This is a genomic window from Spirosoma utsteinense, assembly GCF_014282275.1.
In the GTDB taxonomy this organism is placed as follows: Bacteria; Bacteroidota; Bacteroidia; order Cytophagales; family Spirosomataceae; genus Spirosoma; species Spirosoma utsteinense.
Window position 1 is genome coordinate 15,589 of sequence record NZ_VFIA01000005.1, and the last position, 26,467, is coordinate 42,055.

Annotated in this window: 24 protein-coding genes; 12 read left to right on the forward strand and 12 right to left on the reverse strand. The window is 54.3% G+C overall.

Annotated elements, in window-relative coordinates; all coding sequences use genetic code 11:
- Nucleotides 1-100: 100 nt before the first annotated feature.
- Together porU2 and FH603_RS04985 are read left to right on the forward strand one after the other, a co-directional pair.
- Nucleotides 101-3,520: a putative type IX secretion system sortase PorU2 gene (gene porU2, locus FH603_RS04980; protein ID WP_186736362.1), complete on the forward strand. Its 3,420-nt coding sequence runs from the start codon at nt 101-103 to the stop codon at nt 3,518-3,520.
- A complete protein-coding gene (locus FH603_RS04985; RefSeq protein WP_186736363.1) occupies nt 3,517-4,758 on the forward strand; it encodes a hypothetical protein in 1,242 nt (413 codons plus the stop codon). The genes porU2 and FH603_RS04985 overlap by 4 nt, the downstream gene beginning before the upstream one ends.
- Nucleotides 4,759-4,765: 7 nt before the next feature.
- On the opposite strand, the gene FH603_RS04990 is transcribed toward FH603_RS04985, so the two are convergent.
- The 5 genes from FH603_RS04990 to moaC all read right to left on the reverse strand — a co-directional run bounded on the left by FH603_RS04990 (nt 4,766) and on the right by moaC (nt 7,867).
- Complete coding sequence (locus tag FH603_RS04990; protein WP_186736364.1) at nt 4,766-5,428, reverse strand: thiamine diphosphokinase; 663 nt, start codon at nt 5,426-5,428, stop codon at nt 4,766-4,768.
- Between the two features lie 156 nt (nt 5,429-5,584).
- Nucleotides 5,585-6,058, reverse strand: coding sequence for a nucleoside deaminase (locus tag FH603_RS04995; RefSeq protein ID WP_186736365.1), 474 nt, complete (start codon nt 6,056-6,058; stop codon nt 5,585-5,587).
- A gap of 131 nt (nt 6,059-6,189) precedes the next feature.
- Nucleotides 6,190-6,798: a DUF6992 family protein gene (locus tag FH603_RS05000; protein ID WP_186736366.1), complete on the reverse strand. Its 609-nt coding sequence runs from the start codon at nt 6,796-6,798 to the stop codon at nt 6,190-6,192.
- 33 nt (nt 6,799-6,831) lie between these two features.
- The gene (locus tag FH603_RS05005) at nt 6,832-7,404 is read right to left on the reverse strand and encodes an NTP transferase domain-containing protein (protein ID WP_186736367.1); all 573 of its coding nucleotides are present in this window, start codon (nt 7,402-7,404) and stop codon (nt 6,832-6,834) included.
- Nucleotides 7,397-7,867: a cyclic pyranopterin monophosphate synthase MoaC gene (gene moaC / locus FH603_RS05010; RefSeq protein WP_186736368.1), complete on the reverse strand. Its 471-nt coding sequence runs from the start codon at nt 7,865-7,867 to the stop codon at nt 7,397-7,399. The genes FH603_RS05005 and moaC overlap by 8 nt, the downstream gene beginning before the upstream one ends.
- 83 nt (nt 7,868-7,950) lie before the next feature.
- Between moaC and FH603_RS05015 the strand changes: the two genes are divergently transcribed.
- Together FH603_RS05015 and trxA are read left to right on the forward strand one after the other, a co-directional pair.
- Nucleotides 7,951-9,150 carry a molybdopterin molybdotransferase MoeA gene (locus FH603_RS05015; protein WP_186736369.1) on the forward strand — a complete coding sequence of 400 codons (1,200 nt, stop codon included), beginning with the start codon at nt 7,951-7,953 and terminating at the stop codon, nt 9,148-9,150.
- A gap of 112 nt (nt 9,151-9,262) precedes the next feature.
- Entirely contained in the window at nt 9,263-9,607 is a 345-nt protein-coding gene (gene trxA / locus FH603_RS05020) for a thioredoxin (protein ID WP_186736370.1), read from the forward strand.
- Between the two features lie 167 nt (nt 9,608-9,774).
- Here trxA and FH603_RS05025 read toward each other — a convergent pair whose 3' ends face one another.
- Together FH603_RS05025 and FH603_RS05030 are read right to left on the reverse strand one after the other, a co-directional pair.
- Nucleotides 9,775-11,526: a pyruvate dehydrogenase complex dihydrolipoamide acetyltransferase gene (locus FH603_RS05025; RefSeq protein ID WP_186736371.1), complete on the reverse strand. Its 1,752-nt coding sequence runs from the start codon at nt 11,524-11,526 to the stop codon at nt 9,775-9,777.
- A 291-nt stretch (nt 11,527-11,817) separates the two neighbouring features.
- On the reverse strand, nt 11,818-13,035 hold the full coding sequence (locus tag FH603_RS05030; RefSeq protein ID WP_186736372.1) for a class I SAM-dependent rRNA methyltransferase: 1,218 nt from the start codon (nt 13,033-13,035) through the stop codon (nt 11,818-11,820).
- A gap of 126 nt (nt 13,036-13,161) precedes the next feature.
- Here FH603_RS05030 and FH603_RS05035 point away from each other — a divergent pair, with 126 nt between their 5' ends.
- Nucleotides 13,162-14,013, forward strand: coding sequence for a sugar phosphate isomerase/epimerase family protein (locus FH603_RS05035; protein ID WP_186736373.1), 852 nt, complete (start codon nt 13,162-13,164; stop codon nt 14,011-14,013).
- 76 nt (nt 14,014-14,089) lie between these two features.
- On the opposite strand, the gene FH603_RS05040 is transcribed toward FH603_RS05035, so the two are convergent.
- A complete protein-coding gene (locus tag FH603_RS05040; RefSeq protein WP_394366371.1) occupies nt 14,090-15,049 on the reverse strand; it encodes a zinc dependent phospholipase C family protein in 960 nt (319 codons plus the stop codon).
- Between the two features lie 192 nt (nt 15,050-15,241).
- On the opposite strand from FH603_RS05040, the gene FH603_RS05045 reads away from it, so the two are divergent.
- The 3 genes from FH603_RS05045 to radC all read left to right on the forward strand — a co-directional run bounded on the left by FH603_RS05045 (nt 15,242) and on the right by radC (nt 16,822).
- A complete protein-coding gene (locus FH603_RS05045; RefSeq protein WP_186736375.1) occupies nt 15,242-15,640 on the forward strand; it encodes a Dabb family protein in 399 nt (132 codons plus the stop codon).
- Between the two features lie 104 nt (nt 15,641-15,744).
- Entirely contained in the window at nt 15,745-16,011 is a 267-nt protein-coding gene (gene rpsT, locus FH603_RS05050; protein WP_186736376.1) for a 30S ribosomal protein S20, read from the forward strand.
- A 115-nt stretch (nt 16,012-16,126) separates the two neighbouring features.
- Nucleotides 16,127-16,822, forward strand: a complete 696-nt coding sequence (gene radC, locus FH603_RS05055) for a RadC family protein (protein WP_186736377.1) — start codon at nt 16,127-16,129, stop codon at nt 16,820-16,822.
- Nucleotides 16,823-16,869: 47 nt separating this feature from the next.
- On the opposite strand, the gene FH603_RS05060 is transcribed toward radC, so the two are convergent.
- The 3 genes from FH603_RS05060 to FH603_RS05070 all read right to left on the reverse strand — a co-directional run bounded on the left by FH603_RS05060 (nt 16,870) and on the right by FH603_RS05070 (nt 19,661).
- The gene (locus FH603_RS05060) at nt 16,870-17,454 is read right to left on the reverse strand and encodes a pseudouridine synthase (RefSeq protein WP_186736378.1); all 585 of its coding nucleotides are present in this window, start codon (nt 17,452-17,454) and stop codon (nt 16,870-16,872) included.
- Nucleotides 17,455-17,458: 4 nt separating this feature from the next.
- Nucleotides 17,459-18,223 carry an exodeoxyribonuclease III gene (locus FH603_RS05065; protein ID WP_186736379.1) on the reverse strand — a complete coding sequence of 255 codons (765 nt, stop codon included), beginning with the start codon at nt 18,221-18,223 and terminating at the stop codon, nt 17,459-17,461.
- A 214-nt stretch (nt 18,224-18,437) separates the two neighbouring features.
- Nucleotides 18,438-19,661: a nucleoside permease gene (locus FH603_RS05070; RefSeq protein WP_186736380.1), complete on the reverse strand. Its 1,224-nt coding sequence runs from the start codon at nt 19,659-19,661 to the stop codon at nt 18,438-18,440.
- Nucleotides 19,662-20,079: 418 nt separating this feature from the next.
- Here FH603_RS05070 and FH603_RS05075 point away from each other — a divergent pair, with 418 nt between their 5' ends.
- From FH603_RS05075 to FH603_RS05090, 4 genes are all read left to right on the forward strand, one after another.
- The gene (locus FH603_RS05075) at nt 20,080-20,799 is read left to right on the forward strand and encodes a LolA-like protein (protein ID WP_186736381.1); all 720 of its coding nucleotides are present in this window, start codon (nt 20,080-20,082) and stop codon (nt 20,797-20,799) included.
- 125 nt (nt 20,800-20,924) lie between these two features.
- Nucleotides 20,925-23,123 (forward strand): M28 family peptidase, encoded by a 2,199-nt coding sequence (locus FH603_RS05080; RefSeq protein WP_186736382.1) that lies wholly within the window; start codon nt 20,925-20,927, stop codon nt 23,121-23,123.
- A gap of 136 nt (nt 23,124-23,259) precedes the next feature.
- The gene (locus FH603_RS05085) at nt 23,260-25,539 is read left to right on the forward strand and encodes a heavy metal translocating P-type ATPase (protein ID WP_186736383.1); all 2,280 of its coding nucleotides are present in this window, start codon (nt 23,260-23,262) and stop codon (nt 25,537-25,539) included.
- Between the two features lie 68 nt (nt 25,540-25,607).
- Complete coding sequence (locus tag FH603_RS05090; protein ID WP_186736384.1) at nt 25,608-25,817, forward strand: heavy-metal-associated domain-containing protein; 210 nt, start codon at nt 25,608-25,610, stop codon at nt 25,815-25,817.
- Between the two features lie 118 nt (nt 25,818-25,935).
- On the opposite strand, the gene FH603_RS05095 is transcribed toward FH603_RS05090, so the two are convergent.
- Nucleotides 25,936-26,439 (reverse strand): Rad52/Rad22 family DNA repair protein, encoded by a 504-nt coding sequence (locus FH603_RS05095; RefSeq protein ID WP_186736385.1) that lies wholly within the window; start codon nt 26,437-26,439, stop codon nt 25,936-25,938.
- Nucleotides 26,440-26,467 lie beyond the last annotated feature (28 nt).

Sequence of the window (26,467 nt, forward strand, 5' to 3'; positions counted from 1 at the left end):
CAAAAGGTACTATGCAATGCAAGGTACTTTATAAAAAAGTTTGCCTTTGCCGGATCAGCGGTCCGAAAAAAAGGATGAACGGTGCGATTTATGTACAGGAATGAACACATCGATGCACCTGTATATTTACCCCCTGATTGAGACCCGTATGGACCGTACTTATCCGCTAATCTGGTGGGCAATACTTTGGCTGAACGTACCCGCTTGGGCGCAGACTGGCCCCTTCGGTAACGAGTGGATTAACCACCAGCAAACGTATCTGAAAATCCCGGTTATCCAGCCTGGTATTTACCGGATTACCGTAAGCGAACTTCAAAAAGCCGGCCTGCCCACCGCTACTCTCGACCCCAGTACTCTCCAACTCTTCCACCGGGGCATTGAACAGGCTATTTACGTGCCCGGTGAATCTGACAACCGCCTTGACCCGGCCGATTTTATAGAATTTTATGGCCAGGGTAACGACGGCGCTCCCGATTCAACGGGCTACAGTCCGCCTGCGGCACAGCCACACGCCTATTACAGCTTATACAGCGACACAACCGCTTATTTTCTCACCTGGCGACTCGATGGTAAACCGGGCAAACGCATGGCCTCTTATCTGGATACGAACCAGACGAGCCTGATGCCGGAGCCTTACCACTGGGCCAGTGAGTTGCGGGTATTTACAGACACCTACGCAGCCGGTGCGGTCTATCCCCGTGGAGCTGGGCCCAACGAAGGGTCAATCCTGTCGGGCTACGATACCGGCGAAGGCTGGACAGGGCCCCTGATAAAAGCAGGCAGCCGCCATGATCAGCCTTTTTCCCTGACCAATTTTCTGGCGACAGCGGGCACATCGCCAACTGTAACCTGGCTGGTGGTCGGGCGCAATGCCAATGACCATCAGGTTAGGTTTTCGGCCGGATCATCGGTTTCCAGCCAGCGCCCACTCGGTCAGGCATCGTTTCAATCCTACGAGCCGGCTCGTTTCGGAAGCACCCTGACGGCGGCAGACATCAGTGAGGCAAGTACCCTGGTCGTTAGCCTGACGCCTTCACAACCCAACGAGGAAGTAGCTCTCTCGTACCTGGAACTTCGCTATCCACAACGGACAGACCTCGGTGGTTCTCGCAATAAACTCGTCCAGCTACGGAGCAACCCCAGCGGGCGGTCGTACCTGGACCTGAGCAACGTACCGGCGGAGACGCGCCTGTTCGACATAACCGATCCAAACCACGTTGAACGGGTAGACGGTAAGCGGCCTGTCAACCGGTGGCAGGGCGTCATACACCATACACAAACCGCCCGAACCTTACTGGCCACGAGCCAGCCACGATCGGTGTCAGCCCTTAAACCCGTCCGATTTCGTCCTATCGACCCCGATCGGCATAACTACCTGATCATAACCCATCCACTCCTGCAGCAGCCGACTGGTGACGTATCCGATCCGGTTCAGGCGTATGCCGCCTACCGGGCCTCGGAAGCGGGCGGGCAATACGACACGCTGACAGTACCAATCGACCAGCTTTTCGATCAGTTCAGTTATGGTGAACGTCACCCGCTGGCGATCCGTCGGTTTGCCGATTTAATGGGCAGGAACAAACGGGAAGGACCGGTATTTCTGTTCCTGATCGGCCAGTCGCGCGACCCGCAGGGCGTTCGTAATATTCCTGACGGACCGCTGCTCGACTTGATTCCCAACGCTGGCTGGCCCGGTTCTGACCTGGGTCTGGTAGCCGGGCTGCATGGCGAACCGGCCAACGTCCCGGCCCTACCCATCGGCCGCCTGAATGCCCGGCACCCGCAACAGGTGCTGGACTACCTTCGTAAAGTGAAGCAACAGGAAGATACGACAGAGCCAGCCCTGTGGCGCAAAAACATCCTGCACCTGAGCGGAGGCCGCTCGGCGTTCGAGCTTCGGCTGTTTCGGGACTATACCAATGATTTCGGGGCGGTAGCGGAGAAATCATATGCAGGGGCCCGCGTAACGACCCTGTCCAAGCAGACCGATAATGCCGTCGAAACGCTGCCGGTGGCCCCACTGATCAACGAGGGTTTTGGGTTGATTACACTATTTGGCCATTCCAGCCTCGATGTGGCCGATATCGACATTGGCTTTGTCAGCAACGACCGGCTGGGCTACCGCAACAAGGGTCGGTATCCGTGTATGCTCGTCAACGGATGCGCAGCCGGGAATTTCTTCTTCGGTCGGCCCACCTTCGGCAGCGACTGGATTCTAACGCCCGAGCGGGGTGCCATTGCTTTTATCGCCCATACGCACAACGGATTACCATCGACGCTTAAAGCCTATACCGATACGTTTTACGCCCTGCTCACCGACAGCAACTTCGTAGCTCAGCCGATAGCGGTTCTCCAGCGTGAGACCATCCGTCGGTTTCTGAAAACGAACTCATCGGTCTATGCCATCACCACAGCCCAGCAGATGACCCTCCAGGGTGACCCCGCAGTGCGTATCTTTCCGTTTGCCAACCCGGATTTCGCGTTTGAACCGAACACGCTGGCCCTCCATGACGCCAAGGGAAACGCGTTCACCACCGCTTCCGACACGATACAGGTATCAGCTGTCGTGATCAATTACGGCCGGGTAAGTAATAAACCGTTACCCATCCGGATCAGGCACTATGCCGCCGATGGGCGCTTGGTCCAGGAAAAACGCATAGTCCAACCGGCACCAGCGTATGCCGACACCCTGTACTGGACACTCCCGCACGACCGTACAACCGCTGGCGAGACCTATATCGACGTAACGCTCGATCCCGACAACCAGCTTACGGAGGGTAACGAAACCAATAACCAAGCCGGAATCAGTACCGACGGGAAACAAACCGGACCGCCCGTACCGACCGACCAGACGCCCCCGTTCATCGAAGTGGCGTTCGATGGAAGGCGTATCGGGGATGGAGATATAATAGCACCCCAACCGGTTATCGACGTATGGTTGCACGACGAGAACCTCCGCTTACCGCTTACCGACACCACCGGGCTGGACTTGTATCTACAGCGGCCCTGCCTACCTGAACCCTGCCCCTACGAGCGAATAAGTCTACAGGAAAACAGCGCTCGCTGGATACCCGCCGGAGTTAATAACACCTTCCAACTCCGCTACCAGCCCCCTGCTCCCCTACCCGATGGCCGATACACGTTCCTGGCCCTTGGCCGCGACCTCAGTGGCAATCAGGCGGCACCCTATCAGATTCGCGTACGGGTTCGAACGACGCCCGAATTGATCGATGCGGGTGTTTACCCCAACCCATTCACCGGACAAACCCGCTTCTTTGTAACACTGACGGGTCAGACGCCCCCAACCGACTTATCTATCCGCATTACCGACCCAACCGGGCAGCTTGTTCGCAGCCTGCACAGCCCGGCACGGATAGGGCTGAACGAGTGGAGCTGGGATGGAACGACCGATACGGGCGTACGGCTGCCCACCGGCATTTACACGTACACGATCCTGGGTATCGACCGTCCGCTGGCCGATAACGTCCTGTTGACAGGGCATATCCTGTTCAGTCGATGACCGCATCCGTATACCTGTTGCGCCTTGGTTGGGGACTGACCGGAATTGCAGTGGTCGCGCTGGTATGGGTCAACCCAACCCACTTCACCAGTATCGATTCGGGCTATTACCTGCAGTCGGCAAGCAGTCTGCTGGCGGGCCGGGGGTATGTGATTACCGAAGACGGACAACAGGTGTGGAACGGGGTGTTTCCAATTGGTTATTCCGCCTTGATTGCCTTGTTCGCTGGCCTCACGGGCCTGCCTGTTTTGTGGGCCTCAAAGGCGGTCAATTTACTGGCCGTTAGCCTGTCGGTCGTTCTGTGGCAGCGTCGGCTTGGCACAAACCGGACCCTGTGGATACTGTCGATCTGGTGGCTCGGTAGCTTTCTGCGTCTTCTGGCTTATACCTGGTCAGAAACCGTTTTTCTGGTGCTGCTGGCCGAGTGGGTGTGGTCATTGAACATCCTTTTACGAACGCCCGCCCGGCACCGGATTGTCAGGCTGGCGTTACTGAGTATCGGGTTGTTTCTGCTGCGGTACATCGGCGGCTATATCGTTGGCGTTCTGGCCTTTCTGGCGCTGGCACTTTACCTGACTCCTCACCGTGTTCAATCCCTGCTGCGGGTACCCATCCCGCCCGGAACCCACAAAGCATTGGCGCGTGTTGCCGGGCTGAGCGTTGCAGCCATAAGCACCTATGGCTGGCTGAACCTTCACCATACAGATTCACTATATGGCGGAGAACGGTTTTTGCCGACAGAACCCATGTCGACCCTGCTCAGGCTGTTCGCCCGGTCGATTGGCAATGAATTGCTGCTGATCCGGGACTTTTTGCCTGCGGTATCGAACCAGCTGGCCTGGGTCGGAGCCGGGATTCAGGTGCTCTGGCTCTGGCTGGTCAGTCGGCGCGTACACCAACAACCGATCCCCTGGACACACCATCCCGATCTATCCTTTCGGTCCTTAAACCGACTTTTCATCCTCACAGGCGGCCTGTATATAGTGGTGCTGTTCGCGTTGCGGACGGTTAGTCCATTCAGTGGCCCCAACGCCCGGCTGATGGCCCCGGCTACCTTTTGCTTCCTGATGGCGTTCCTGCTGCGGGTGGGCAATGCCCATCCTGTGTGGCAGCGGAAGCTGCGCCCTTTCTGGATTGGCCTGCTACTCTGTTCGTGGCTTCAATTAATACCGCAGGGGGCTAAACCGGCAAAGATCCGCCTACCCGATTCATGGATCAGCGCACTACGTGGGTTTTGATTGTGTCTCAATCCCAGCACTCCATAACCAGCAGATCACCCGTTTTGGCTTCGATACGCACGAAACCATCCTGAGCAGCTTCGTTGCTGCTGCCCGTTCGGTAACCCAGTGTCAGGGTTTCGTCGTGAAGGTTATACTTTAGCCCGGACGTGAGGATACCAGTCACGGTTCCAACCGGGATTAACGAGAGGGGTGTTCCGGCTTCGTACCACTTTTCGTAGCGGCCAACGAGTGGGAAAATCCGCGAGTGATCATCGATCATCACAACACGGATCTGGTCTTTGTAGCGAACGATATTAGTCATGTTCGTCAGGCTGTGATCGGCCCGCCGGCCCGTTGCCCAAACGATGTTTACCGCCGGAAAGCCCCGGGCGATGAGGTATTCGATTCCTTTTTCCAGGTCTGTTTTATCCTGATCGGGCGTATGGACAATGTCCAGCGGGTACTGCTGCGCCCGGATGACATCCAGATCAAGCGAACGGTCGAAGTCGCCAAGCAGCACGTCTATTTTTATACCAAGGTCCAGCACCCGCCAGATCGCGCTATCGAGCACGACAACAATCGGACTCCATTCGAGCAGTTGGCCCAGGAGTTCGGGGTGGCAGGCTTCGCCGTTGGCAATCAGCAGCGCGGGTTCCTGCTCGTCGCGTACAATGTGGTGGGAGGACATGGGGAAGAGGGAGGAAAGGGAGGAGAGGGAGGAGAGGGAGGAGAGGGAGGAAAGGAGGAGAGGGAGGAAAGGAGGAGGGAGGAAAGGGAGGAAGGAGGAAAGGCTGGCGTCAGCAATCCCTTTCCTCCTTCCTCCCTTTCCTCCCTCCTCCTTTTTTCAATATTTCTTTCTATTTTCCAGGACGTTCCATTCCTGGAAAACGGCGTCGGCTTCGGCGCGCAGGAGTTGCTGCATCGGAATGTGGCGCTGCTCGCGGGGCTTATCCAGTTCTTCGTAAATGAACTGATCATCGAAACCCGCACTGGCCGCGTCGGAATGGAACGCACCGTATACGATCCGGCTCGGCCGTGCCCAGTAAATAGCACCGAGACACATAGGACACGGTTCGCAGGAAGCATATAACGTGCAATCTTCCAGCTGAAATGTATTCAGCGTCCGGCAGGCATCGCGGATAGCGACAACTTCGGCATGAGCCGTTGGGTCGTTCGTCGACGTGACCTGGTTACAGCCGCGCCCAACAACCTGTCCATCTTTGACAATAACGGAGCCAAACGGCCCGCCCTGTCCGGTGGTCATCCCTTCACGCGCCAGTTGTATAGCCTCGCGCAAAAATTTTTCGTCCTGATTCATGTACTATACTGTGTAATTGACTCTTGTTTTTGAGTTGTTTAGTTTGGTCTTGAACTAGGGTTGGAACTTTGCCAGAGTTTAGAACTCTGGCAAAGTTCCAACCCTAGTTCAAGACCAGACCACAGCAGACTTTATTTAATCGATACGGCCAGACCGATGCCCATGGGTCCGGCCGACACGAGTCGAAGCTGTTGCTTGTCACCCCGGTTTTTGAAAATCAAGTAGTTTACGGCGTCGAAGGCCAGTAAAAAACCTCCCTGTAGCATCACTGATTTACCGTACCCCCGGAGCTGATCGGCTTTGTCGGGGCGGCTCGTTGCCCGCTCGCGCAGGTAAGCCCCACCCACGATATAGGCCACGTCCAGACCAGCGTTGAACAGCAGAACCTGCTTCATGTTCTGGTGCTGGCGAATGGCCTCACCCAGCGTTTCGTCCTCGGCCCGTTTCTTCCGCGACCCCAGCAAACCCGCCCCGGCGATACCCAGGTTGAACAGATTCCAGTATACGTTCATCTGGTGGAAATACTTCGTTTCGCCGGATGTTTGCCCGGCGGCCAGGCTCCCGACCGCAATGTTAGCCAGCGCATACCCACCAAGCGCAAGACCCAGTGTTTTTTGATGCCGGATGCGTTGCTCACTGAACTCGCGCAGTTCGGCCGGGGGCGTTGCTCGTTGGGCCGAAACCGCCGTCCCTACAAGGAGCGAACCCGCCGTGTAAAGCAGCTTTTGGAATAGATGCATACAAAATCAAACCGGTACGACCGGCGGTATGTTTCAGAAACCCAGCCTGGTTCGGGCGGCTGGATCGTTTACGTTCGTCAGTTCGCGACGATCAGGTACGCTCAGGAGTTGAACGTCATAGTGTTGCAGAAGCCGCCGGGGCGAAAACTCCCCTCCCTGAACCGCCCGGTCTATGATCGGACCAAAAGCGGGTTCATAAATACCCAGCAAGGGTTCGGGTAACAAACCATCTGAATCGAAAAATACCGTCGCTGGCTTTGCCGGGTCACGCCCATTTATCAGGGCATCGAACGACCGGGTCGTCAGCAACGGCATGTCACAGGCCACCACGAACCAGGCCGCGGCAGGCTCTTGGCGAAACGCCGACAGGATTCCGTTCAGCGGCCCTGGCCAGTCGAAAGCATCCAGAATCAATAACTGATCGGTACCAGCCAAATCAGCTGCCTGATCAGCGTTGACCGACCAGAACACATCCTGGCAATACGGCCGGAGCAGATCGGTGAGGTGCTCCCGCTGGGGTTTACCGTGATAGGCCAGCTGCGATTTATCCTGCCCCATGCGGGTGCTCCGGCCACCGGTCAGAAGTAAGCCATTCAGCTTATTCACGCTTGAAATCCCGTTTGCCACCGGTTTTCTCCATCAGCTTCGTCTCCCGAATGACAATGTCATGTGACAGCGCTTTACACATATCATAGATGGTCAGCGCGGCTACCGACGCCCCCACGAGGGCTTCCATCTCCACGCCCGTTTTTCCTTCTGTCGACACCAGGCAGTCAATAATGGCATCGCTGCCCTGAGCCGTTATCGTGATCTGACAATTGTCCAGGCCCAGTGAATGACAAAGCGGAATAAGGTCATCGGTGCGTTTGGCCGCCATCGTGCCAGCGATAATTGCCGTTTGAAAGACAGGACCTTTGCGGGTCTGTATGTCAGCCCCGGTCAGGTGTTGCATGATATCGGGACCGAGGGCAACAACGCTCCGGGCCAGCGCCGTCCGGCGACTGATGGCTTTCGCGCCAACGTCGACCATAGCGGGATTGCCATCGGAAGTAAGGTGAGATAAATTCATTTTTAACGATGAATGATAAATTATGAGTGATGAATGTACTAAAAAGTCGTTATCATTCATCACTCATAACTTTCATTCGACCGATGCTTTCTGTTTCCGACGCTTTTTCCATTACCCAGGATCATACACTGACACTACCCACTGAACGCGTTTCGCTGGACGATGCGCTGGGGCGCATCCTGCGGGAGCCAGTACGGGCCGACCGCGATTTTCCCCCTTTCGACCGGGTGGCGATGGATGGCATTGGGATTCGCTATGCTGACTTTTCTTCGGGTACGCTATCATTTTCAGTCGCAGGCATGCAACGGGCCGGACAGCCTCAACAGAACCTCACCGAAGCAGGTACCTGCCTGGAAGTGATGACCGGTGCCATGCTGCCCATTGGGGCCGACACGGTGATCCGGTACGAAGACATCACCGTGGCAGATGGTTCGGCTACCATCGCGATTGAGGCTATTCAACCCGGCCAGAACGTTCACCACCGCGCCACCGACCGCCAGGCGGGCGAGGAGTTGCTATCGGCCGGAACACGACTGGGTCCTGCCGAACTGGCCGTAGCCGCATCGGTAGGTCATATAACGTTAACCGTTACAGCCCTCCCCCGCGTCGCGCTGATCTCGACGGGCGATGAACTGGTCGACGTGGGTGATACACCCCTGCCCCACCAGATTCGGCGCTCAAACACGTACATGCTTCGGGCCGCACTGGCAACGCTGGGCATCCGGGCCACACTCCATCACATCATCGACGATGAAGCCGTACTGGCCGATCGTCTGTCGACCTTGCTGGCCGAAAACGACGTCCTGATCCTGAGCGGGGGCGTTTCAGCGGGGAAAGCCGACTTCGTGCCTGAAGTCCTGGCAGGACTTGGCGTCCGTAAGGCGTTTCATAAAGTGAACCAGCGGCCCGGAAAACCGCTCTGGTTTGGGACAACGTCGGCCAAAACCGTTTTTGCCTTGCCGGGCAATCCGGTTTCCACGGTCTTATGTGCTCACCGCTATGTGCTGCCTTACCTGCGGGCCTCCCTCGGCCTGGCACCGGCTCTGCCCACGTATGCTCAGCTGACGGCACCGGTCACGTTTCGCCCTGATATCACCTATTTTCTGCCCGTACAACTCAGTTCGGCACCCGACGGGCGCAGGCTGGCCCAACCCCTACCCGGCTCAGGTTCGGCCGACTTTGCCAATCTGCTCGCTACCAGCGGCTTTATGGAACTACCTGCCGACCGGTCTGATTTTGGCGAAGGAGAAGCCTTTCCGGTCTGGTTATCGGGGGGTATTTAGCGAACGGTCTGACAGTAGACGTTACGTCCCGCTGGCGCGAATAGTGGAACTAATACCCCCCGAAACCGTTTATGTCTGTGAAACAAGTTCAACTAATAAACAGATTTCACTCATGGCAGCAGGATCACATGCCGTTGAAGCAACCGACGCTAATTTCGAAGCATTAATTCAATCAGATAAGCCGGTTTTAGTCGATTTCTGGGCCGAATGGTGCGGTCCCTGTAAGATGATTGGTCCCGTTGTGGAGCAACTTGCCGGCGAATACGAAGGCAAAGCTATCATCGCCAAGATGGACGTTGACCAGAACGCACAGATACCCGCTAAATTTGGTATCCGTAGCATTCCGACGCTGATGGTTTTCAAAAACGGTCAGTTAGTCGATAAAGTAATTGGTGCTGTCCCCAAGAATGTACTGGAGCAGAAACTGCAGGCCGCTATGGAGCCAGCGGTATTGTAATACGATACGACATAAAAAAGCCGATCCTGATGATTCAGGATCGGCTTTTTTGTTTGCAGTGGTGTCGGTTTTTCAAACCCGACACCCTCGTATCAGCAACAGTGTCGGTTTTACAGATCGTATCAGCTTTGGCAACGTTCCAAACGTTGCCAAAGCCTGACCAATCCTTATACCAGCATCCGCATTGGATTTTCCAGCAGTTCTTTCACCGCCTGCAGGAAAGCGGCCCCGGTAGCACCATCGACGGCACGGTGGTCGCAGGAGAGCGTTACCTTCATGACGTTGGTTGGTTTCACTTCCCCATCTTCCACTTTCACCGTTTGCTTGATAGCACCTACGGCCAGGATACAGGCATCGGGTGGGTTGATAATAGCCGTGAACTCATCGATACCGAACATACCCAGGTTCGAGATCGAGAAGGTACTACCCTCCCAATCTTTCGGCTGTAGTTTCTTGTCTTTGGCTTTTCCGGCCAGGTCCTTCACCTCGCCCGAAATCGTCGACAGTGTTTTCTGATCGGCATTCCGTACTACCGGCACCAGCAAGCCATCTTCGACCGCTACGGCTACGCCAATATTGACATACTTATACTTCCGGATCTTGTCGCCGAGCCACGACGCATTGACATTCGGATGTTGCTTAAGCGCCAGCGCACAGGCTTTGATCACGAAATCGTTGAATGAAATCTTGACCGGGCTGACACCGTTTACCGTTCCGCGCAGTTCCATAGCCTTATCCATGTTGATTTCCATGGTCAGGTAGAAATGCGGAGCCGAGAACATGCTCTCGCCTAACCGGCGGGCAATGGTTTTACGCATCTGGCTCACCGGAATGTCCTCGAAATCGCCGGCAGCTACCGGAGCAGGCGACGGAGCGGGGGCAGCAGGGGCGGGTTTGTCAGCGGGTGCCGGAGCAGCAGGCTGGGCTGCGGGTTGCGCAGGTTTTGCCTGAGGTGCCGCCGTACCCGGAACGAACGACTCCACGTCGCTCTTCACAATGCGTCCTTCGGGACCGGTACCCTGCACCTGAGCCAGATTGATACCTTTCTCTTCGGCAATGCGTTTGGCCAGGGGCGATGCTTTCACCCGTCCGTTCGATTCGGCATTATCGCCTTCGCCACCACCATACGATAAATCCGTTGCTGCGTTGGCAGGAACATCGGCTTCGGGGTTTTGTTCGGCAGTGCTGTTACCGCTATCAGTCGAAGCAGCCGGTGCAGCCGTAGAACCACTACCATCGACGAGTACCTTGAAGTTGGCACCTTTTTCGCCCACAACGGCAATGATCTCATCGACAGCAACGACGGAGCCTTCTTTGACACCGATGTACAGCAACGTACCTTCCTCGTACGCTTCGAGGTCCATAGTCGCCTTGTCGGTTTCGACCTCGGCCAGTACATCGCCCGCTTTTACCGTATCACCTTCTTTTTTGTGCCAAGTAACCAGCGTACCCTCGGTCATGGTATCGCTCATCTTCGGCATCCGAATGACTGACGCATTGACGTTTTCGGCCGGAGCGGCCGAAATTGCTTTCTGGTCGGGCAGATTCGTTGCCACCTCGGCTTTGTTCGCATCGCCACTCGGAGCGGGTGCGTCGGCTGGGGCTGGCTTCGGCGTTTCGGCAGCCGGGGCTTCCTGACTACCGCCACTCGACCCATTCAGCAGCGCTTTATAATCTTCACCATCGGCACCAATGATAGCCAAAACGCCATCGACGGGTACCGACGAGCCTTTCTCAACGCCGATATAGAGCAATGTACCTTCCTCGTACGCTTCAAGGTCCATAGTCGCCTTGTCGGTTTCGACCTCGGCCAGTACGTCGCCGGACTTTACTTTGTCGCCCACTTTCTTGTGCCACTCCGCAATGACCCCTTCGGTCATGGTGTCGCTCATCTTGGGCATTCGAATCAATTCTGCCATATCCAGCTATATGTGTATCGAGTTATACAAAGAGACAGGTTTAAAACCATTTGTTGCTGGATGATATCGTCCATAGCCAACAACTGCCGGAGAACCGGCCCAAAATTAGCGCAAAGCCATCAAGGTTGTATCTTTTCAAGGCAGGAAAAAGGAGCTTAAGGGAGTAAAGGGAGGAGGGAGGAAAGGGAGGAGGGATGAAGGGGAGCTGACGCCAGCCTTTTCGACCACCTCATTCCTCCATTCAACTTCCTCCCCTTACTCCTTTCCTCCTTCCTCCCTCCTCCTCCCCTTTTATTCCACCCACAACACCAGCCCTTTCAGATAACCGCCTTCGGGGTGGAACAGACTGACGGGGTGATCGGCTGGCTGGCTGAGGTGGTGCAGCACCCGCACCTGGCGGCCCGCTTCGATGGCAGCTGCGACGATGGTGTTGTAGAACAACTCCCGGTCTACCACCTGCGAGCACGAGAACGTGAACAGGATGCCGCCACTGGCTACCCGGCGCAGACCCTCGGCGTTCAGTCGCTTGTAGCCCTGTACGGCCCGGTGCCGCGCCGACAAGCTTTTGGCATAGGCAGGGGGGTCGAGCACGACGACATCATACTGGTGATCGTGTTTTTTCAGAAACGCCATCACGTCGTCAGTGTAGGCTTCGTGACGCCCGGCCAGTATCTCATCGCTGAAATTGGCCGCTACGTTGCGGTTGGTCAGGTCGATGGCTTTCTGCGACGAATCGACGGAATGGACCAGACTGGCTCCTGCCTGTAAGGCATACACCGAAAATCCACCCGAATAACAGAACGCATTCAGTACTCGTTTGTCGTGAGCGTACTTGGCCAACAGGTCGCGGTTATCACGCTGGTCGAGGAAAAAGCCCGTTTTCTGACCCGTAATCCAGTCGATCATGAAGGTATGTCCGTTTTCCTGAGCCGCATGGGGCACGGGGGTCCGGCCAAACAGGTAACCGTTTGTGACGGTGTTGCCGTATTCGTCGGGTAATGTTTCTGCGCTCTTGTCGTATACAGCCGTAAGTTGATCGCCGAATACGTTTTTGAGCGCTTCGGTGATGAGTTCCCGCTCGCGGTGCATGCCGATCGAGTGCGCCTGCAACACTGCTACGCCGTTATACATGTCGATGATCAGACCGGTGCAGCCGTCTCCTTCGCCATGCACGAGCCGGTAGCAGTTCGTAGCATCGGTGGCCGGGTTGGTAGCAATAATGGCTTTCCGAAGCGTGTAGATCTGTTTCAGTTTGTGGGTCCAGTACGTTACGTCGGGCGTTACCGGGCCACCCGCCGTAGCGTTGAACGAAAAGAGCCGTACGGCAATACTGCCATCGTGGTAGTGCCCCGTAGCGAGGTACTTGCTTTTGTTATCGAACACTTCGACTACATCACCATCGTTCAGATCACCTTCGTAACGGCTAATAGCCCGCGAGAAAACCCAGGGGTGAAACCGCCGGACAGCTTCGTCACGCCCGGTTTGCAGATATATTTTGGAAAATGTCATTCGTATCAAGGAAAGAGGGCAAAGATACGGTTTATCGGCCGGAAACATTTTTTGCTCTCGTTGCGTAGAACCACCCCACCTTTACGTTTTAGTTACGAAAACCTTTTTCACTTACTTACCTTAGTTATGCAACGACGCAGTTTTTTAAAGCAATCAGGTCTGTTAACAGCGGGTGCCCTTTCGCTCAGCCAGCTCGACGTGTTTGCCGGTGCCCCTCAAAAAGCCATCAATCCGTTCGGCGTTCAGCTGTATAGCACGCGCGATATCCTGCCTAAAGATCCGAAAGGAGTGATGACTCAGTTGGCTCAGATGGGCTACAAACAGTTTGAAAGTTATAGTGGCCCCCAGGGTTTTCTATGGGGAATGGAGCCTAAAGAAATAAAGTCGTTTCTGGACGATATGGGCGTGAAGATGATCAGCACCCACTTCGACATAAACAAAGATCTGGACAAGAGCATCGACATGGCTAACGGCGCAGGATTGAGCTACCTGCTGTGCCCCTACATTGGCCCTCAGAAAACGTTCGACGACTGGAAGAAAATCGCCGATAAATTCAACAGCGTTGGGGAACAGGTGACGAAAGGAGGACTGAAGTTCGGTTACCACAACCACGACTATTCGTTCAAACCCCTTGAGGGTAAAATTCCGCAGGAGTACCTGCTGGCCAACACCGACCCTAAGAATGTTATGTTCGAACTGGACCTTTGCTGGATCGACGTAGCTGGTCAGGACCCTGTCGCTCACCTGCAGAAGTACGGCAAACGCTACGAACTATGCCATATCAAAGATTACAAAAAAGAAAACGGCAAGCCTGTACAGAACGATCTGGGTAAAGGCAATGTCGATTTCAAGAAAACACTGCGCACAGCCATGGACAACGGCATGAAATACTTCATCGTCGAGCAGGAAGAATACCCGGAATCGGTTATGGGCAGCATGAAGAACGATGCTGAATACATGAAGAAATTAACTGTATAAGCCTGCCGTACCTAGTAGAAGGGACCGCTTTTGAAGCGGCCCTTTTTTTTGTAGCTAATTTTTCTGCTACATGGACTCAATCTTCGCTGCGGACTGAGAATAAACGTTTCAGCCAACTCTTTTTCTCCTCAACCTCTTCGTTTTGTTCGCGTTCGTCAAGCGCGTAACGAGCCAGCGCCCGCATGTCTGGCTGACCGGCATCGACCCAGCAGGTGTACCAGAAATTACCAACCATCTTCACCGATGCCCGCATTTGACGCTCTACCTGGCCCTTCAGCCGTTCATGGTACTGCCGGGAAAACTCGACGGCATAGGTTTTGACCGTAATGCCGTTACGTTCTTCAAATCCGAACTTACGGCCATCCCCCACTTCATTGGTAAGGATCTTTTCGAACCGCAGTACCGAGTCCAGGGCCGCATGGGCATTGAACACAGCCCGCCAGGCCGCACGCTGGGGCGAATAAATGTATTCGGCCTGACCCACCAGAAAATCGTAGTCGGTACTGAACAGTTCCGGTAACCGCGACTCCCAGAAACCATGAATACCCTGCTGGCTGGTTAATTGCCCGTTGTAGTTACGGGTCGTATGAAGGGGCACGTTGGCATCTGCAATATAATGCCCCAGATCGGCCGCTACCCGCAGAATCCGTCGAACGTCACGTTGCTTAAACGCTTCTGTCAGTTGGTACTTGGTTAGCTGAATCTGCCAGGGAACCACGCCGTGCAGCGCCAGCGTGTCTTCACCATACCGGTCTGCCGCATCCTTGTAAAACCGGGGCAACGTAGCCGAAGACGTATCGGCATAGGCATCGAGGTCGATAAAATGGCGGGGCGCTTCACCCGCTACGGCATACCGACGCTTATCGGGGTTGACCGCATTATCGCTCAGGAAGCCAATGTGCTTCTTAAAAAACGGGATCATCTCAACGGGTAATGTAAACACCGCCAGCCGATTAATCTGCTGATGTGCATAAAATCCCCAGGTTGGCTGGTTCGATCCTGGCACCGGAAAGAGGCCAGACGCCTGCTTTTTCACTGGCTCGCTGGCAGGAGTAACTCCATAGGCTATGTAACCACTAAAAAAAAGTTGCAATGAAACGAACAACCAAATAAAACCGTTGTACATTTGACACATCATGGTACTATTCAAGTAAATAGTTTAACTATTGAACTAAACTACCATGCAAATCGAAATATAATTCTGAATAAATACTAAAAGACAAACAACATGAATGCCAAGTCAAGAGGTTACACGCTGATTATAGTGCTAATGTGTGCATTTGCTTTAACAATCTATGGTGCTTACTCACCTGCCAGAAAAGCTCAGAAACAGCAAATTGTGTGCATAAAATTCAAAAAAGGGGTTGAAAGCACAGCTGTTGAACAGCATATGAATGGTTTTGCGAGCTTAAAGCACGAAATTCCACAGATAGTCGGTTACACGTCCGGCAAGACCATCCGACCTAATCAGGCTGTTGCAGAGTACGATGTGGTGCATTATCTAACGTTCCAGAGTGAAAATGACATTCACCTGTTCGAGAAAAGCGCAGCCTACAAAGAATTCATTGCGCAGAACGAAGGCGTTTGGCAAAAAACGTTAACTGTCAATGCCGATATTCGTCCATAAGGTACTGTACAGGTAAGAAATTCCACTGGAATCATTGGTAATTTCAACGGAATTTCTTACTTTTGCGCCTTCATATCGAGACAACGATTTCCGATTATATACCGATGGCAAACCATAAATCAGCAAAAAAAGCAATCCGGTCGAGCGCCAAGAAGCGCCTGTTGAACCGTTACCAGCACGTAACGACCCGAAACATGGTAAAAAAACTGCGCACCACCACCGACCATGCAATGGCCGTTGAACTGTTCAAGACCGTAGCATCGGCGCTGGACAAACTCGCCAAGCGTAACATCATTCACAAGAACAAAGCATCGAACAACAAGTCGAAACTGGCTCGTTTGGTAAATGGCCTGAAGCCTGCCGCTGCTTAGTTTCTGATACATAAGCCCTACTAAACCTTGCCTTTTATAGGGTGAGGTTTTTTTATGGGGTAAAATGTTGAATATTGGCGATTTACCAGTCAACAGTCAACATTTCCCCACCGTCATGACCTACGAAACGTCCGGAACCATTCAAAGCTGGGCCGAAGAGGACCGCCCCCGCGAAAAACTTATGCTTAAGGGCAAAGCTGCCCTGTCAGAAGCGGAGCTGATTGCCATCCTGATCAACTCAGGCACTGTCGATCTAACGGCCGTCGATGTAGCCAAAATCATTCTGAAAAGCGTCAATAACAACCTGAACGACCTGGCCCGGCTAAGTATCAAAGACCTGTCGAAGTTCCGGGGCATCGGCGAAGCCAAAGCCATTAGTATCATTGCCGCGCTGGAACTGGGCCGTCGACGTAAAGAGCAGGACCGGCCACAACGGGCACGGGTCACCTGTTCGCGTGATGCTTACAACGAAATGATTCCGCATCTGATCGATAAGCCGCATGAAGAATTCTGGATTTTGCTGATGAACCGCGCCAACGAAATTCTACGGCCGGTACAGATCAGTGCCGGGGGCGTATCAGGTACCGTCGCCGACCCAAAAATCATTTTCAAACAAGCCATCGAATATCTGGCATCGTCAATGATCCTGATGCACAACCATCCATCGGGCAACCTGACTCCGTCACAAGCCGACAAAGACCTGACCCGCAAACTCAAAGATGCCGGTCGCCTGCTGGATATCCCCGTTCTGGACCACCTGATCTTCACCGATAAAGCGTACTACAGCTTTGCCGATGAAGGTATTCTTTGAGTCGTATGAGCGGGCTGGCGTTTCAGAACCCGATACCACACCCTGCACTAGCCCAATTGTAGCCCCTTCATCAGTTCGGCCCGGCTTACTTCGCGCACCGCACCGGGCTCCATACCCTCGGCGGTGAAGCCCTCGATAGCCCAGCGCACCAGCCGGAGTGTGGGAAAACCGACAGCGGCCGTCATTTTACGGACCTGCCGATTTTTACCTTCGTGCAGCGCAATCGACAGCCAGGAGGTTGGAATACTGGCCCGGTACCGGATGGGTGGATTGCGGGCGGGCACCGCAGGCTCGGGTACCAGTGGTCGGGCTAGGGCCGGTAACGAATGGTACGGCTTTCCGTCGACCGTGATCGTAACACCCTGGGCCAGTTTTTGACAAGCGTCGTCGGTCAAGGCTCCTTCGACCTGCACGTAATAGGTCCGGTTATGGCGAAACCTGGGGTTCAGCAAGCGGTGGTTCAGCTGCTTATCGTTCGTCAGCAACAGCAGTCCTTCACTGTCGGCATCGAGTCGCCCCACCGGATACACATCGCCGGGGAAATCGAACTCCAGATCCGCCAGCGTGGGTTTATCACCCTCCCTCGAAAACTGGGAAAGCATCAGGTAGGGTTTGTAGAGGAGGAAATACATGGTTTCAATCACTCAATGCTAATAGTACTGGACAATGGTCGGCGTGAACGGCGTCGGGTAGCATCTGGCAGTCGACGATACGGTCGCGCAGGGTATCTGTGACCGACGCATAGTCGATGCGCCAGCCTTTGTTGCTGGTTCGGGCACCGGCGCGGTAGCTCCACCAACTGTAAGCGACATCGCTGGGGTGCTTATGTCGGAAACTATCGATCATACCGCTGGCAAGCCAGCGATCCATCCAGGCCCGTTCGTCGGGCAGGAAACCGGTGGTGTTTTTGTTCCGGACAGGATCGTGGATGTCGATGGCGTTGTGGGCAATGTTATAATCACCAACAACGATCACGTTCGGGCGGGTTTGTCGGAGGGTCTGTACGTAATCGTAGAAATCCCGCAGAAACTCCATCTTCACGCCCTGCCGCACCTCCCCCGTTGTACCAGACGGAAAATAACAGTTGAGCAGGGTTAAATCGCCAAAGTCGGTACGTAAAATCCTGCCTTCACAGTCGTATACCGCCAACCCACAGCCCAGCACAACATGGGTTGGCGCAATACGTGAGAATGTTGCAACGCCAGAATACCCTTTCTTTTCGGCTGCATGCCAGTGATAGGTGTACCCTAACTCCTCAAACGGCTTCAGGTCCACCACGTCATGGGTGGCTTTGACCTCCTGAAAGCACAGAATATCAAAGTCGTTTTGGGCAAGCCAGTCGGCCAGACCGTTGCGGAGAGCCGCCCGGATGCCGTTGATGTTGTATGAAATGAGTTGCATTTAAAAGGAGGAAAGGGAGGAAAGGGAGGAAGGAGGGAAGGAGGAAAGGAGGAAAGGAGGAAAGGAGGAAAGGAGGAAGGGAGGAAGGGAGGAAAGGAGGAAAGAAAGGAAAGAAAGGGAAATGGCAAACATTTGCGCCAGCTCCTTTCCTCCTTCCTCCCTTTCCTCCTTCCTCCCTTTCCTCCCTCCTCCCTTTCCTCCTACAATATCCTCCTTACAAAGGCCCCGTTACCAGTTCGCCTTCGGTGGGGATGGATTTCTTTTTATCGGTGAACAGGAGCACGAACAACACCAGTACGATAGCTGCAATAGCAGCCGGAACCAGCCAGACCGATAACCAGTCTTTAGTGCCATCAGGATTCGTATACATGTCGAGGACAATACCCGACAGCTTAGAACCAATGCCCATACCAATGCCGTAGGTCGCGAGCGAAATCAGGCCCTGCGCCGATGACTTGATCTGGTCACCCGCCTTGTTATCCGTGTAAATCTGACCTGTTACGAAGAAGAAGTCGTAGCAAACGCCGTGCAGTACAATGGCCAGGTATAGCATCCACTCGCCCGACCCTCCATCACCGTACCCGAAGCAAATGAACCGTATGATCCAGGCGATCAGGCCCACGATGAGCATTTTTTTGACGCCCAGACGCGTATAGGCCACAGGAATAAGCAGCATAAAAATCACCTCAGAAGCCTGGCCCAGCGACATCTTGTTCTCCACGTTCAGCATACCACCATCCGTCAGGGACGGGTTGGCCATAGCGTAGTAGAACGAGAGCGGAATACAGATCAGGACCGATGACAGGAAGAAAATAGCAAACGACCGGTCTTTGAACAGTTTAAATGCATCCAGCCCCATGATTTGCGAAAACGATGTCGATGTTGACGGTTTTGGCGGTGTGTCGGGCAGGAAGAAAGCAAAGACGCCCAGCACGGCGGATGAGTACATAGAAAGCTGGAAGATGGTCACCTTGTCGCCAAAACCATAATAACCGACAATGTTTGTTACAATAATCCAGGCTACCGTTCCCAGCACCCGGATGCCGGGGAATTCCTTTTCGGGACTGCTCATCTGCTGCATGGCAATGGAGGCCGTTAGCGCCAGCGTAGGGGCAAACGTGATGCAGTATGCCAGAATGAGGTAGAAAAAATTGTCGGGATTGGTATTTTGCGTAATGAAATACAGCACCACAGCCCCCAGCAAATTAAGGACGCCCAACACTTTCTGAGCGGCAAAATACCGGTCGGCAATCATACCAACGAAAAACGGAGCCACAAGCATGGCTAACGAAAAGGCAGCATACGCATTACCAACCTGATCGCCAGACGCTTTAAGGTCAGTTAACAGATATTTACTCATCTGTCCATACCAGGCTCCCCACACGAAGAACTGGAGGAACATCATGGCAGATAGTTTAACACGGGTTGTTGTCAGCATTCGGGGATGGGCAGTTAAAAAGTTTTTGCGTATGAAGGTATAAAACCCCTGTCAGCCGTGCAAGCTGGCCGTAAAATCCATATCGTTCGCGTGTACCGCCCTTGAATACGGTCCAGCTCGCTTTGTATTAAAACAGGGGGCCTTACGTAGTCATCCACGGAAACCAACATGAGCACGATCCCCTAAACCAAGCCTTTCCTTGCCAACAGCTGTATCAATGAACAACAAGTCCTGTATCGAACGGGCTGACGATCTGAACCAACTGCCCGGCACCGATAAAATGGAAAGCCTCACCGTACAATACAGGCCGTGAAAACCCAGGTTTGGTAAGCTGGCGACAGGATAGGTTTATCCTATTTATCCAATAGAATGATTATTGATTTCGTTAACTTTGATATCGTATTGTTCGACACAATTAATGAAAAAACAACTCATCACGCTGGTCGCCCTGGTGGTATTACCAGCATTCTCGTTTGCCCAGACAGCCGACGAAGTACTAGACAAACACGTAGCTGCCCTGGGCGGTGCCGATAAGATTGCCGCTATCAAAACCATGGAATATGAGCAGACAATGTCGGTTCAGGGGATGGACTTAACGGCGAAGGCGGCTTATGTGGTCGGGAAATCCGTCCGGAGCGACATCTCTGTCATGGGTCAGCAGATCACCAACGTTATCGACGGCGACAAAGGCTGGATGATCAATCCCATGGCCGGTGGCACAACCGCCCAGGACATTCCCGCCGATGCGATGAAACAGGCAAAAGGTACTACCGAGCCAAACATGTTCCAGTTAGCCTACCTTAAAGCCAACAAGTACCCGTATGAGCTGGTTGGCAAGGAAAAGCAGAACGGCAAGGACGTTTTCAATTTGAAAGTGACGCGGCCCGAAGGCACGTTCAACTACTACCTTGATGCAGCTACTTACCAGCTTCTCAGCTACAAGGGAGCCGTTGACGTACAGGGACAGAAAGGCGAAACGACGGGTACCTATTCGGATTACAAGCAGGTTGAAGGCATTACCGTGCCCTTTACCAGTGATATAACCGCCCCCGGTATGCCCGGCACGATCACGGCGAAAATGACCAAGCTTACCCTGAACCCTACGGTAGACCCAAAGATCTTCGCAAAACCCAACTAAGAATACTATTTTAGTCGAGTAAAAGAGACGCTTCATCGGCGTCTCTTTTTTTGTACCCACCCGAATCGTGAATTCAGTTTTGTGGTTAACTTAACCCGCTAATAACCAGCAACAACCTGACTATCATGAAGAATCATTCCTTGCTACGTACGGCATTCGGTTTGTTTGTCGGCCTCACAACGGCGCAGGCACAGACGAGCCCGGCCCCAACGCTCACCGGTTTCATCCCCGCCCGGCAGGCGGCACAGACCAAACTCGAAACAGAGTTTAAGACGAAACAATCGTCGGCGGCATTCAAAAACCACCTCGAACGGCTCAGCAGTGTACCTCATATTACCGGTTCGAAAGAGAACGAACAGGTACGCGACTATATCGCCGAAACGATGCGCAAGGCTGGCTGGCAGGTCGACATCTACCCCCATGATGTGCTGCTGCCCAAAGGTCCCGGCGAGATTGCCGTCGAGGTGGTTGAGCCAGTACGCCAGCCGCTCAATATCAAAGAGTTTATGTACAAGGAAGACAAATACGCCAGCGACCCCCGCCTTACACCCGGCTATAATGCCTGGTCAGGATCGGGCGACGTCACGGCCGAAGTCGTCTATGCCAATTACGGGCGAAAAGAAGATTTCGAGCAGCTAAAGGCCATGGGTATTAGCGTAAAGGGTAAAATTGTGATGGCTCGCTACGGAGGTAACTTCCGGGGGTACAAAGCGCAGTTTGCGCAGGCTGCCGGAGCCGCCGGTGTCATCATCTACACCGACCCATCTGACGCAGGCTATGTGCGGGGGCTTACCTTTCCCGAAGGACCATTTTACAGCGAGAGTACCATTCAGCGCGGGTCATTACTGACTGTACCCTATACCGGCGATCCCCTTACGCCCGGTGAGGCAGCTATCCCGATGGATGCGAAAGGTACACCCAAGCGACTCGATCAGAAAGACGTAGCGCTACACAAAATCCCGGTTACGCCCCTCCCCTATGGTTCTGCCACCGAAATCCTCAAGCGCATGACCGGTATGAGGTCTGTACCGGCAGGGTGGCAGGGTGGCTTGCCCTACACGTACCGGCTCGAAGGCGGCCCTGCGCTGAAGGTGCGGCTGATGGTGAAGCAGGAGCTGGCCATTCAGCGGATTTATCAGGTTGTCGGAACGCTGACGGGTAGCGAATTTCCCGACGAATGGATCATTGCCGGTTGCCACTACGATGCCTGGTCTTACGGGGCTACCGATCCAAACTCCGGCACAGCCATGCTGCTGAGTATGACCGAATCGCTGGGAAAACTGGCGAAAGCCGGACAACGCCCCCGACGCACGATCAAGGTGGCGCACTGGGATGCTGAAGAGCCGGGTGTTATCGGGTCCGCCGAATGGAGCGAGCAGTTTCGCGATGAGCTGACGCAGAAGGCTGTTGCCTATATGAACTATGACGCAGCCGTATCGGGCCGGACATTTGGCGCATCAGCATCACCGAGTATGAAGCGGCTTATCATTGAGGCCACGCAGGCCGTGCAGTATCCGGACTCCAACAAAACCGTTTATCAGCACTGGATGAGCCATACGGCAGGCGGCAACCCAACCCGCGTAACCGGTTCATCAGCACCCGCCCTTGTCCAGGGCGAACCCACCATTGGCAACCTGGGTGGCGGGTCTGACCATATCGCTCCGTATATGCATATTGGCATTCCGGCCCTGAGCGCGGGTATGGAAGGACCAACGCTCTACCATTCGCAGTATGACGATCTGTATTTCTACGACAAGTTTGCCGACCCGACGTATAAAATGGGACCCATGATGGAACAGGTCGTTGGTACGATGACGCTCCGGCTCGCTAACGCCGACCTTGTCCCCTATGATGTGGCCCGCTACCCAACTGACCTCGCCATACATTTGAAAGCAGCGGAGAAAGCCATACAGTCCTATGCACCAACGTACTCTATAAAGCCATTACTCGATGCCGTTGCCGAGATGAAAACGAACGCCGATGCCTGTGAAACCGCCCGGCAGACCTACCTCAAAATGGGGCGTACCGATAAGCTGGTAGCCCTGAACCGCGAGTTACGGCTTCTCGAACGCTCGTTCATTGATCCGAAGGGCAATGCCTTCGGTGCCTGGTACCGGTCACTTTATGCCTCCTCCGATCCCAACAGCGGCTACGCATCCTGGATGCTGCCGGGTCTGCTCTACGAAGCATCACTGAAATCGACGGCCAATCTACCCGATCTGGAGGCCCGGTATAAAAAAGCAATTACCACGCTAAGCGAAAAAATGCGGGATCTATCTCAGGGAATGGAAGCACCAGCGGCTGTCGGTGGTGGGAATAAATAACGGCCATCCTGCCCGACACGGTGTCTGGGGCTAAATGCTGCACAACCCCAACAGAATTCTGTAACGCCGTTGCACCCCAACGGCGTTACTTTTGTTAAACAGACAGAGGCCCGCATACAGCCTTTGTTTGTAGCCTATGGAAGCAACTAAAACCGCTCAGGTGCGTGATAAAAACGCCGGTGCGAAGACAATAAAGAAGACATTTCCCGTGCTGGAAATGAGTTGCGCGGCCTGCGCCGTCAGCGTCGAGTCGATGCTCAAAGAGACGGCGGGGGTGCAGGATGCGGGCGTGAATTATGCCAATCAGTCGGCTTGGGTCGTCTACGATCCGGCCGTCACGAAACCCGAGTTACTCCGCCAGACGGTCCAGTCGATTGGGTACGACCTCGTCATCGAGGACGAAGAAGAAGCCCGTCGCCAACAGGAGGCATCGCAGCAACGACGCTACGAAACCCTGAAACGGCAGACGATTGGTGCATCCATTCTGGCCGGTATTGTCATGCTGCTTGGCATGGTCGTTATGGAACTGTTCAGCGTTAATCACACGGCCTTGAACTGGGTCATGCTGGCCCTTTCGGCACCTGTTGTCTTCGGCTTTGGCCGTCAGTTCTTCGTCAACGCCTACAAACAGGGACGTCACGGTCGGGCCAACATGGACACGCTCGTTGCCCTCTCGACGGGTATCGCGTTTATCTTCAGCACCTTCAACACGATCTACCCGGAGTACTGGACCCGGCAGGGGCTCGAAGCGCATGTATATTTTGAAGCGTCGGCCGTTGTTATCGCGTTTATCCTGCTCGGGAAATTCCTCGAAGAACGGGCCAAATCGAACACAGGCTCTGCCATTAAAAAGCTGATGGGCCTCCAACCCAAACTAGTACGGGTGCTGGTCGACGGGCAGGAGCAGGACATCCCCACCGCAGCAGTGTCGATAGGCCAAACAATCGTTGTCCGGCCGGGTGAACGAATCCCGGTGGATGGACGAGTCCTGAACGGGCAATCGTTCGTGGACGAAAGCATGATCTCGGGCGAACCCGTAGCGGTTGGCAAGCAAACCGGCGACCGTGTCTTCGCGGGTACCGTTAACCAGAAGGGTAGTTTCCAGTTTACCGCCGAGCAGGTCGGTAGCCAGACGGTACTGGCGCAGATCATCCGTCGGGTGCAGGAGGCTCAGGGCAGCAAAGCGCCCATTCAGAAACTGGTCGACCGGATTGCTGGCGTGTTTGTTCCTGTCGTCCTTGGCATTGCGGTGCTGACGATGGTCGTCTGGCTTGTAGCAGGTGGCGAGAACGCCTTTTCGCAGGGTTTGCTGGCGGCCGTAACGGTATTGGTCATTGCCTGTCCCTGTGCGCTCGGTCTGGCTACACCAACCGCTATTATGGTAGGTGTTGGCAAGGGGGCGGAGAACAATATCCTCATCAAAGACGCCGAAAGTCTGGAGCGCGGTCGGCAGGTAACCGTCGTTGTGCTCGACAAAACCGGCACCATCACTGAAGGTAAACCCGATGTGACAGACTGGTTCTGGACGCTTGAGCCAGCGCAGCAAAACCTGTATAAGTCTATCCTGTTGTCGATGGAAGCCCAGTCGGAGCACCCGCTGGCCGAAGCCGTTGTCCGCTCCCTGTCGGCCCAGGCCATCGAGCGCGTTTCACTCAACTCATTCGACAGCCTGACCGGGCGGGGGATTACCGCGTTGTACAAGGGTGATCAATTCTGGGTTGGTAACCGAACTGTAATTGACCAGCGCGGGATATCGGTTCCCGACGTGGTAGATCAGCAAGTGCAGCAATGGCAGTCCGACGCCAAAACGGTCATTTACTTCGTGAACGAAACCCATGTACTGGCCGCGCTGGCTATTGCCGACCGGGTTAAAGAAACCTCAAGGCAAGCGGTTGCGGCATTGCTGAAGCAGGGTATTGCCGTGCATATGCTGACCGGCGACAATGCGCATACGGCCCAGGCAATTGCCCGGCAGGTGGGGATTACAGACGTCAAATCGGACGTAATGCCAACTGATAAAGCCGAATTCATTAAACAGTTACAGGCCAGTGGTCAGATCGTCGCCATGGTTGGCGACGGCATCAACGACGCACAGGCCCTGGCTCAGGCCGACCTGAGTATTGCGATGGGGCGCGGCTCCGACATCGCTATCGATGTAGCTCAGCTAACCCTCATCACCTCAGATTTAACGGCCGTTCCCCGTGCCTTCGAGCTCTCCCGTCGTACCGTGCAAACGATCCGGCAGAATCTGTTCTGGGCCTTTATCTACAACCTGATCGGCATTCCCATTGCCGCCGGTGTGCTTTATCCGGCATTTGGCTTTATGCTTAATCCAATGATTGCTGGAGCAGCTATGGCGCTCAGTTCCGTTTCTGTCGTAACCAACAGTTTGCGGCTACGATCGGTTAAACTATGACGATTGGCTGCCCGTATCGGTTGTGAACAATCATCAAATCATTTACCAACAGAAAATATCCGTTCCGTATGAGTGCGCTCAAATTCAAAACCAATATAAAATGCGGCAACTGTGTGGCTGCCGTGACGCCCCACCTCAACGCCGTTTCAGGCATTGATAGCTGGGTCGTTGACCTGAAAGACCCGAACCGGACGCTGACGGTACAGACTGATGTAGCTGATTCTGAAACCGTAAAAAAAGCCATCGAAACGGCTGGCTACAAGGCAGAGGCTATTTAGTGATAACCCTGCCAGTGGCCCATAGGCCCTGGTAGTGGTTGAGCGTAGTTGAGTTTGCTAATCTGTTCAACTACGCTCAACCACTACCAGGGCCTATGGGCCACTGGCAGGGTTTCGATTACACCGCTTTGGCGGCTGGTTTGGCATGTTCGGGCTTCAGCACGACTACGTCGCGGACTATGCCACCCGAATTGATCTTATCGACCATTTTATCGAGCAAGGGCATTGCCCATTCGGGGATGTACTTGTAGGTGGTCTGGATGAATACCCTTGGGAAATCATAAAGGGCACGACCCAGCCCGAATTGCACGGCGCACCGCTTCATGGCGTCGCTGATGCCGCCTTTTACGGGTTCTACATTGGTACGGCTGGCCCCATCGGTTTTTCTGACAATTTCACCTCCCGGCAAGACTGCCGTGATGGTGCAGAGAAACCCACCGTCAATTTCCTTGATTTCATTTTGCCAGCCCGCCCAGCCGAACTGATCGTCAAACCGCTGCATGACGCTACGGTTGGTGATGTACGGCACAACGATCATCTTCTGACCATCTTTGGTTTGGCTTTGTACCCGCCACTCGATCTCGTGGGGAGTCAGGGGTGCGATTAATGCGGTTAAATCCATTGACTAGTTGTTGTTGTTTACTTGTTTA

Excerpts from the sequence above, each read along its gene's own strand:
- porU2 (WP_186736362.1), top strand. The coding sequence starts at position 101 with ATGAACACATCGATGCACCTGTATATTTACCCCCTGATTGAGACCCGT.
- FH603_RS04985 (WP_186736363.1), top strand. The coding sequence starts at position 3,517 with ATGACCGCATCCGTATACCTGTTGCGCCTTGGTTGGGGACTGACCGGA.
- FH603_RS04990 (WP_186736364.1), bottom strand. The coding sequence starts at position 5,428 with ATGTCCTCCCACCACATTGTACGCGACGAGCAGGAACCCGCGCTGCTG.
- FH603_RS04995 (WP_186736365.1), bottom strand. The coding sequence starts at position 6,058 with ATGAATCAGGACGAAAAATTTTTGCGCGAGGCTATACAACTGGCGCGT.
- FH603_RS05000 (WP_186736366.1), bottom strand. The coding sequence starts at position 6,798 with ATGCATCTATTCCAAAAGCTGCTTTACACGGCGGGTTCGCTCCTTGTA.
- moaC (WP_186736368.1), bottom strand. The coding sequence starts at position 7,867 with ATGAATTTATCTCACCTTACTTCCGATGGCAATCCCGCTATGGTCGAC.
- FH603_RS05015 (WP_186736369.1), top strand. The coding sequence starts at position 7,951 with ATGCTTTCTGTTTCCGACGCTTTTTCCATTACCCAGGATCATACACTG.
- trxA (WP_186736370.1), top strand. The coding sequence starts at position 9,263 with ATGGCAGCAGGATCACATGCCGTTGAAGCAACCGACGCTAATTTCGAA.
- FH603_RS05025 (WP_186736371.1), bottom strand. The coding sequence starts at position 11,526 with ATGGCAGAATTGATTCGAATGCCCAAGATGAGCGACACCATGACCGAA.
- FH603_RS05030 (WP_186736372.1), bottom strand. The coding sequence starts at position 13,035 with ATGACATTTTCCAAAATATATCTGCAAACCGGGCGTGACGAAGCTGTC.
- FH603_RS05035 (WP_186736373.1), top strand. The coding sequence starts at position 13,162 with ATGCAACGACGCAGTTTTTTAAAGCAATCAGGTCTGTTAACAGCGGGT.
- FH603_RS05045 (WP_186736375.1), top strand. The coding sequence starts at position 15,242 with ATGAATGCCAAGTCAAGAGGTTACACGCTGATTATAGTGCTAATGTGT.
- rpsT (WP_186736376.1), top strand. The coding sequence starts at position 15,745 with ATGGCAAACCATAAATCAGCAAAAAAAGCAATCCGGTCGAGCGCCAAG.
- radC (WP_186736377.1), top strand. The coding sequence starts at position 16,127 with ATGACCTACGAAACGTCCGGAACCATTCAAAGCTGGGCCGAAGAGGAC.
- FH603_RS05060 (WP_186736378.1), bottom strand. The coding sequence starts at position 17,454 with ATGTATTTCCTCCTCTACAAACCCTACCTGATGCTTTCCCAGTTTTCG.
- FH603_RS05065 (WP_186736379.1), bottom strand. The coding sequence starts at position 18,223 with ATGCAACTCATTTCATACAACATCAACGGCATCCGGGCGGCTCTCCGC.
- FH603_RS05070 (WP_186736380.1), bottom strand. The coding sequence starts at position 19,661 with ATGCTGACAACAACCCGTGTTAAACTATCTGCCATGATGTTCCTCCAG.
- FH603_RS05075 (WP_186736381.1), top strand. The coding sequence starts at position 20,080 with ATGAAAAAACAACTCATCACGCTGGTCGCCCTGGTGGTATTACCAGCA.
- FH603_RS05080 (WP_186736382.1), top strand. The coding sequence starts at position 20,925 with ATGAAGAATCATTCCTTGCTACGTACGGCATTCGGTTTGTTTGTCGGC.
- FH603_RS05085 (WP_186736383.1), top strand. The coding sequence starts at position 23,260 with ATGGAAGCAACTAAAACCGCTCAGGTGCGTGATAAAAACGCCGGTGCG.
- FH603_RS05090 (WP_186736384.1), top strand. The coding sequence starts at position 25,608 with ATGAGTGCGCTCAAATTCAAAACCAATATAAAATGCGGCAACTGTGTG.
- FH603_RS05095 (WP_186736385.1), bottom strand. The coding sequence starts at position 26,439 with ATGGATTTAACCGCATTAATCGCACCCCTGACTCCCCACGAGATCGAG.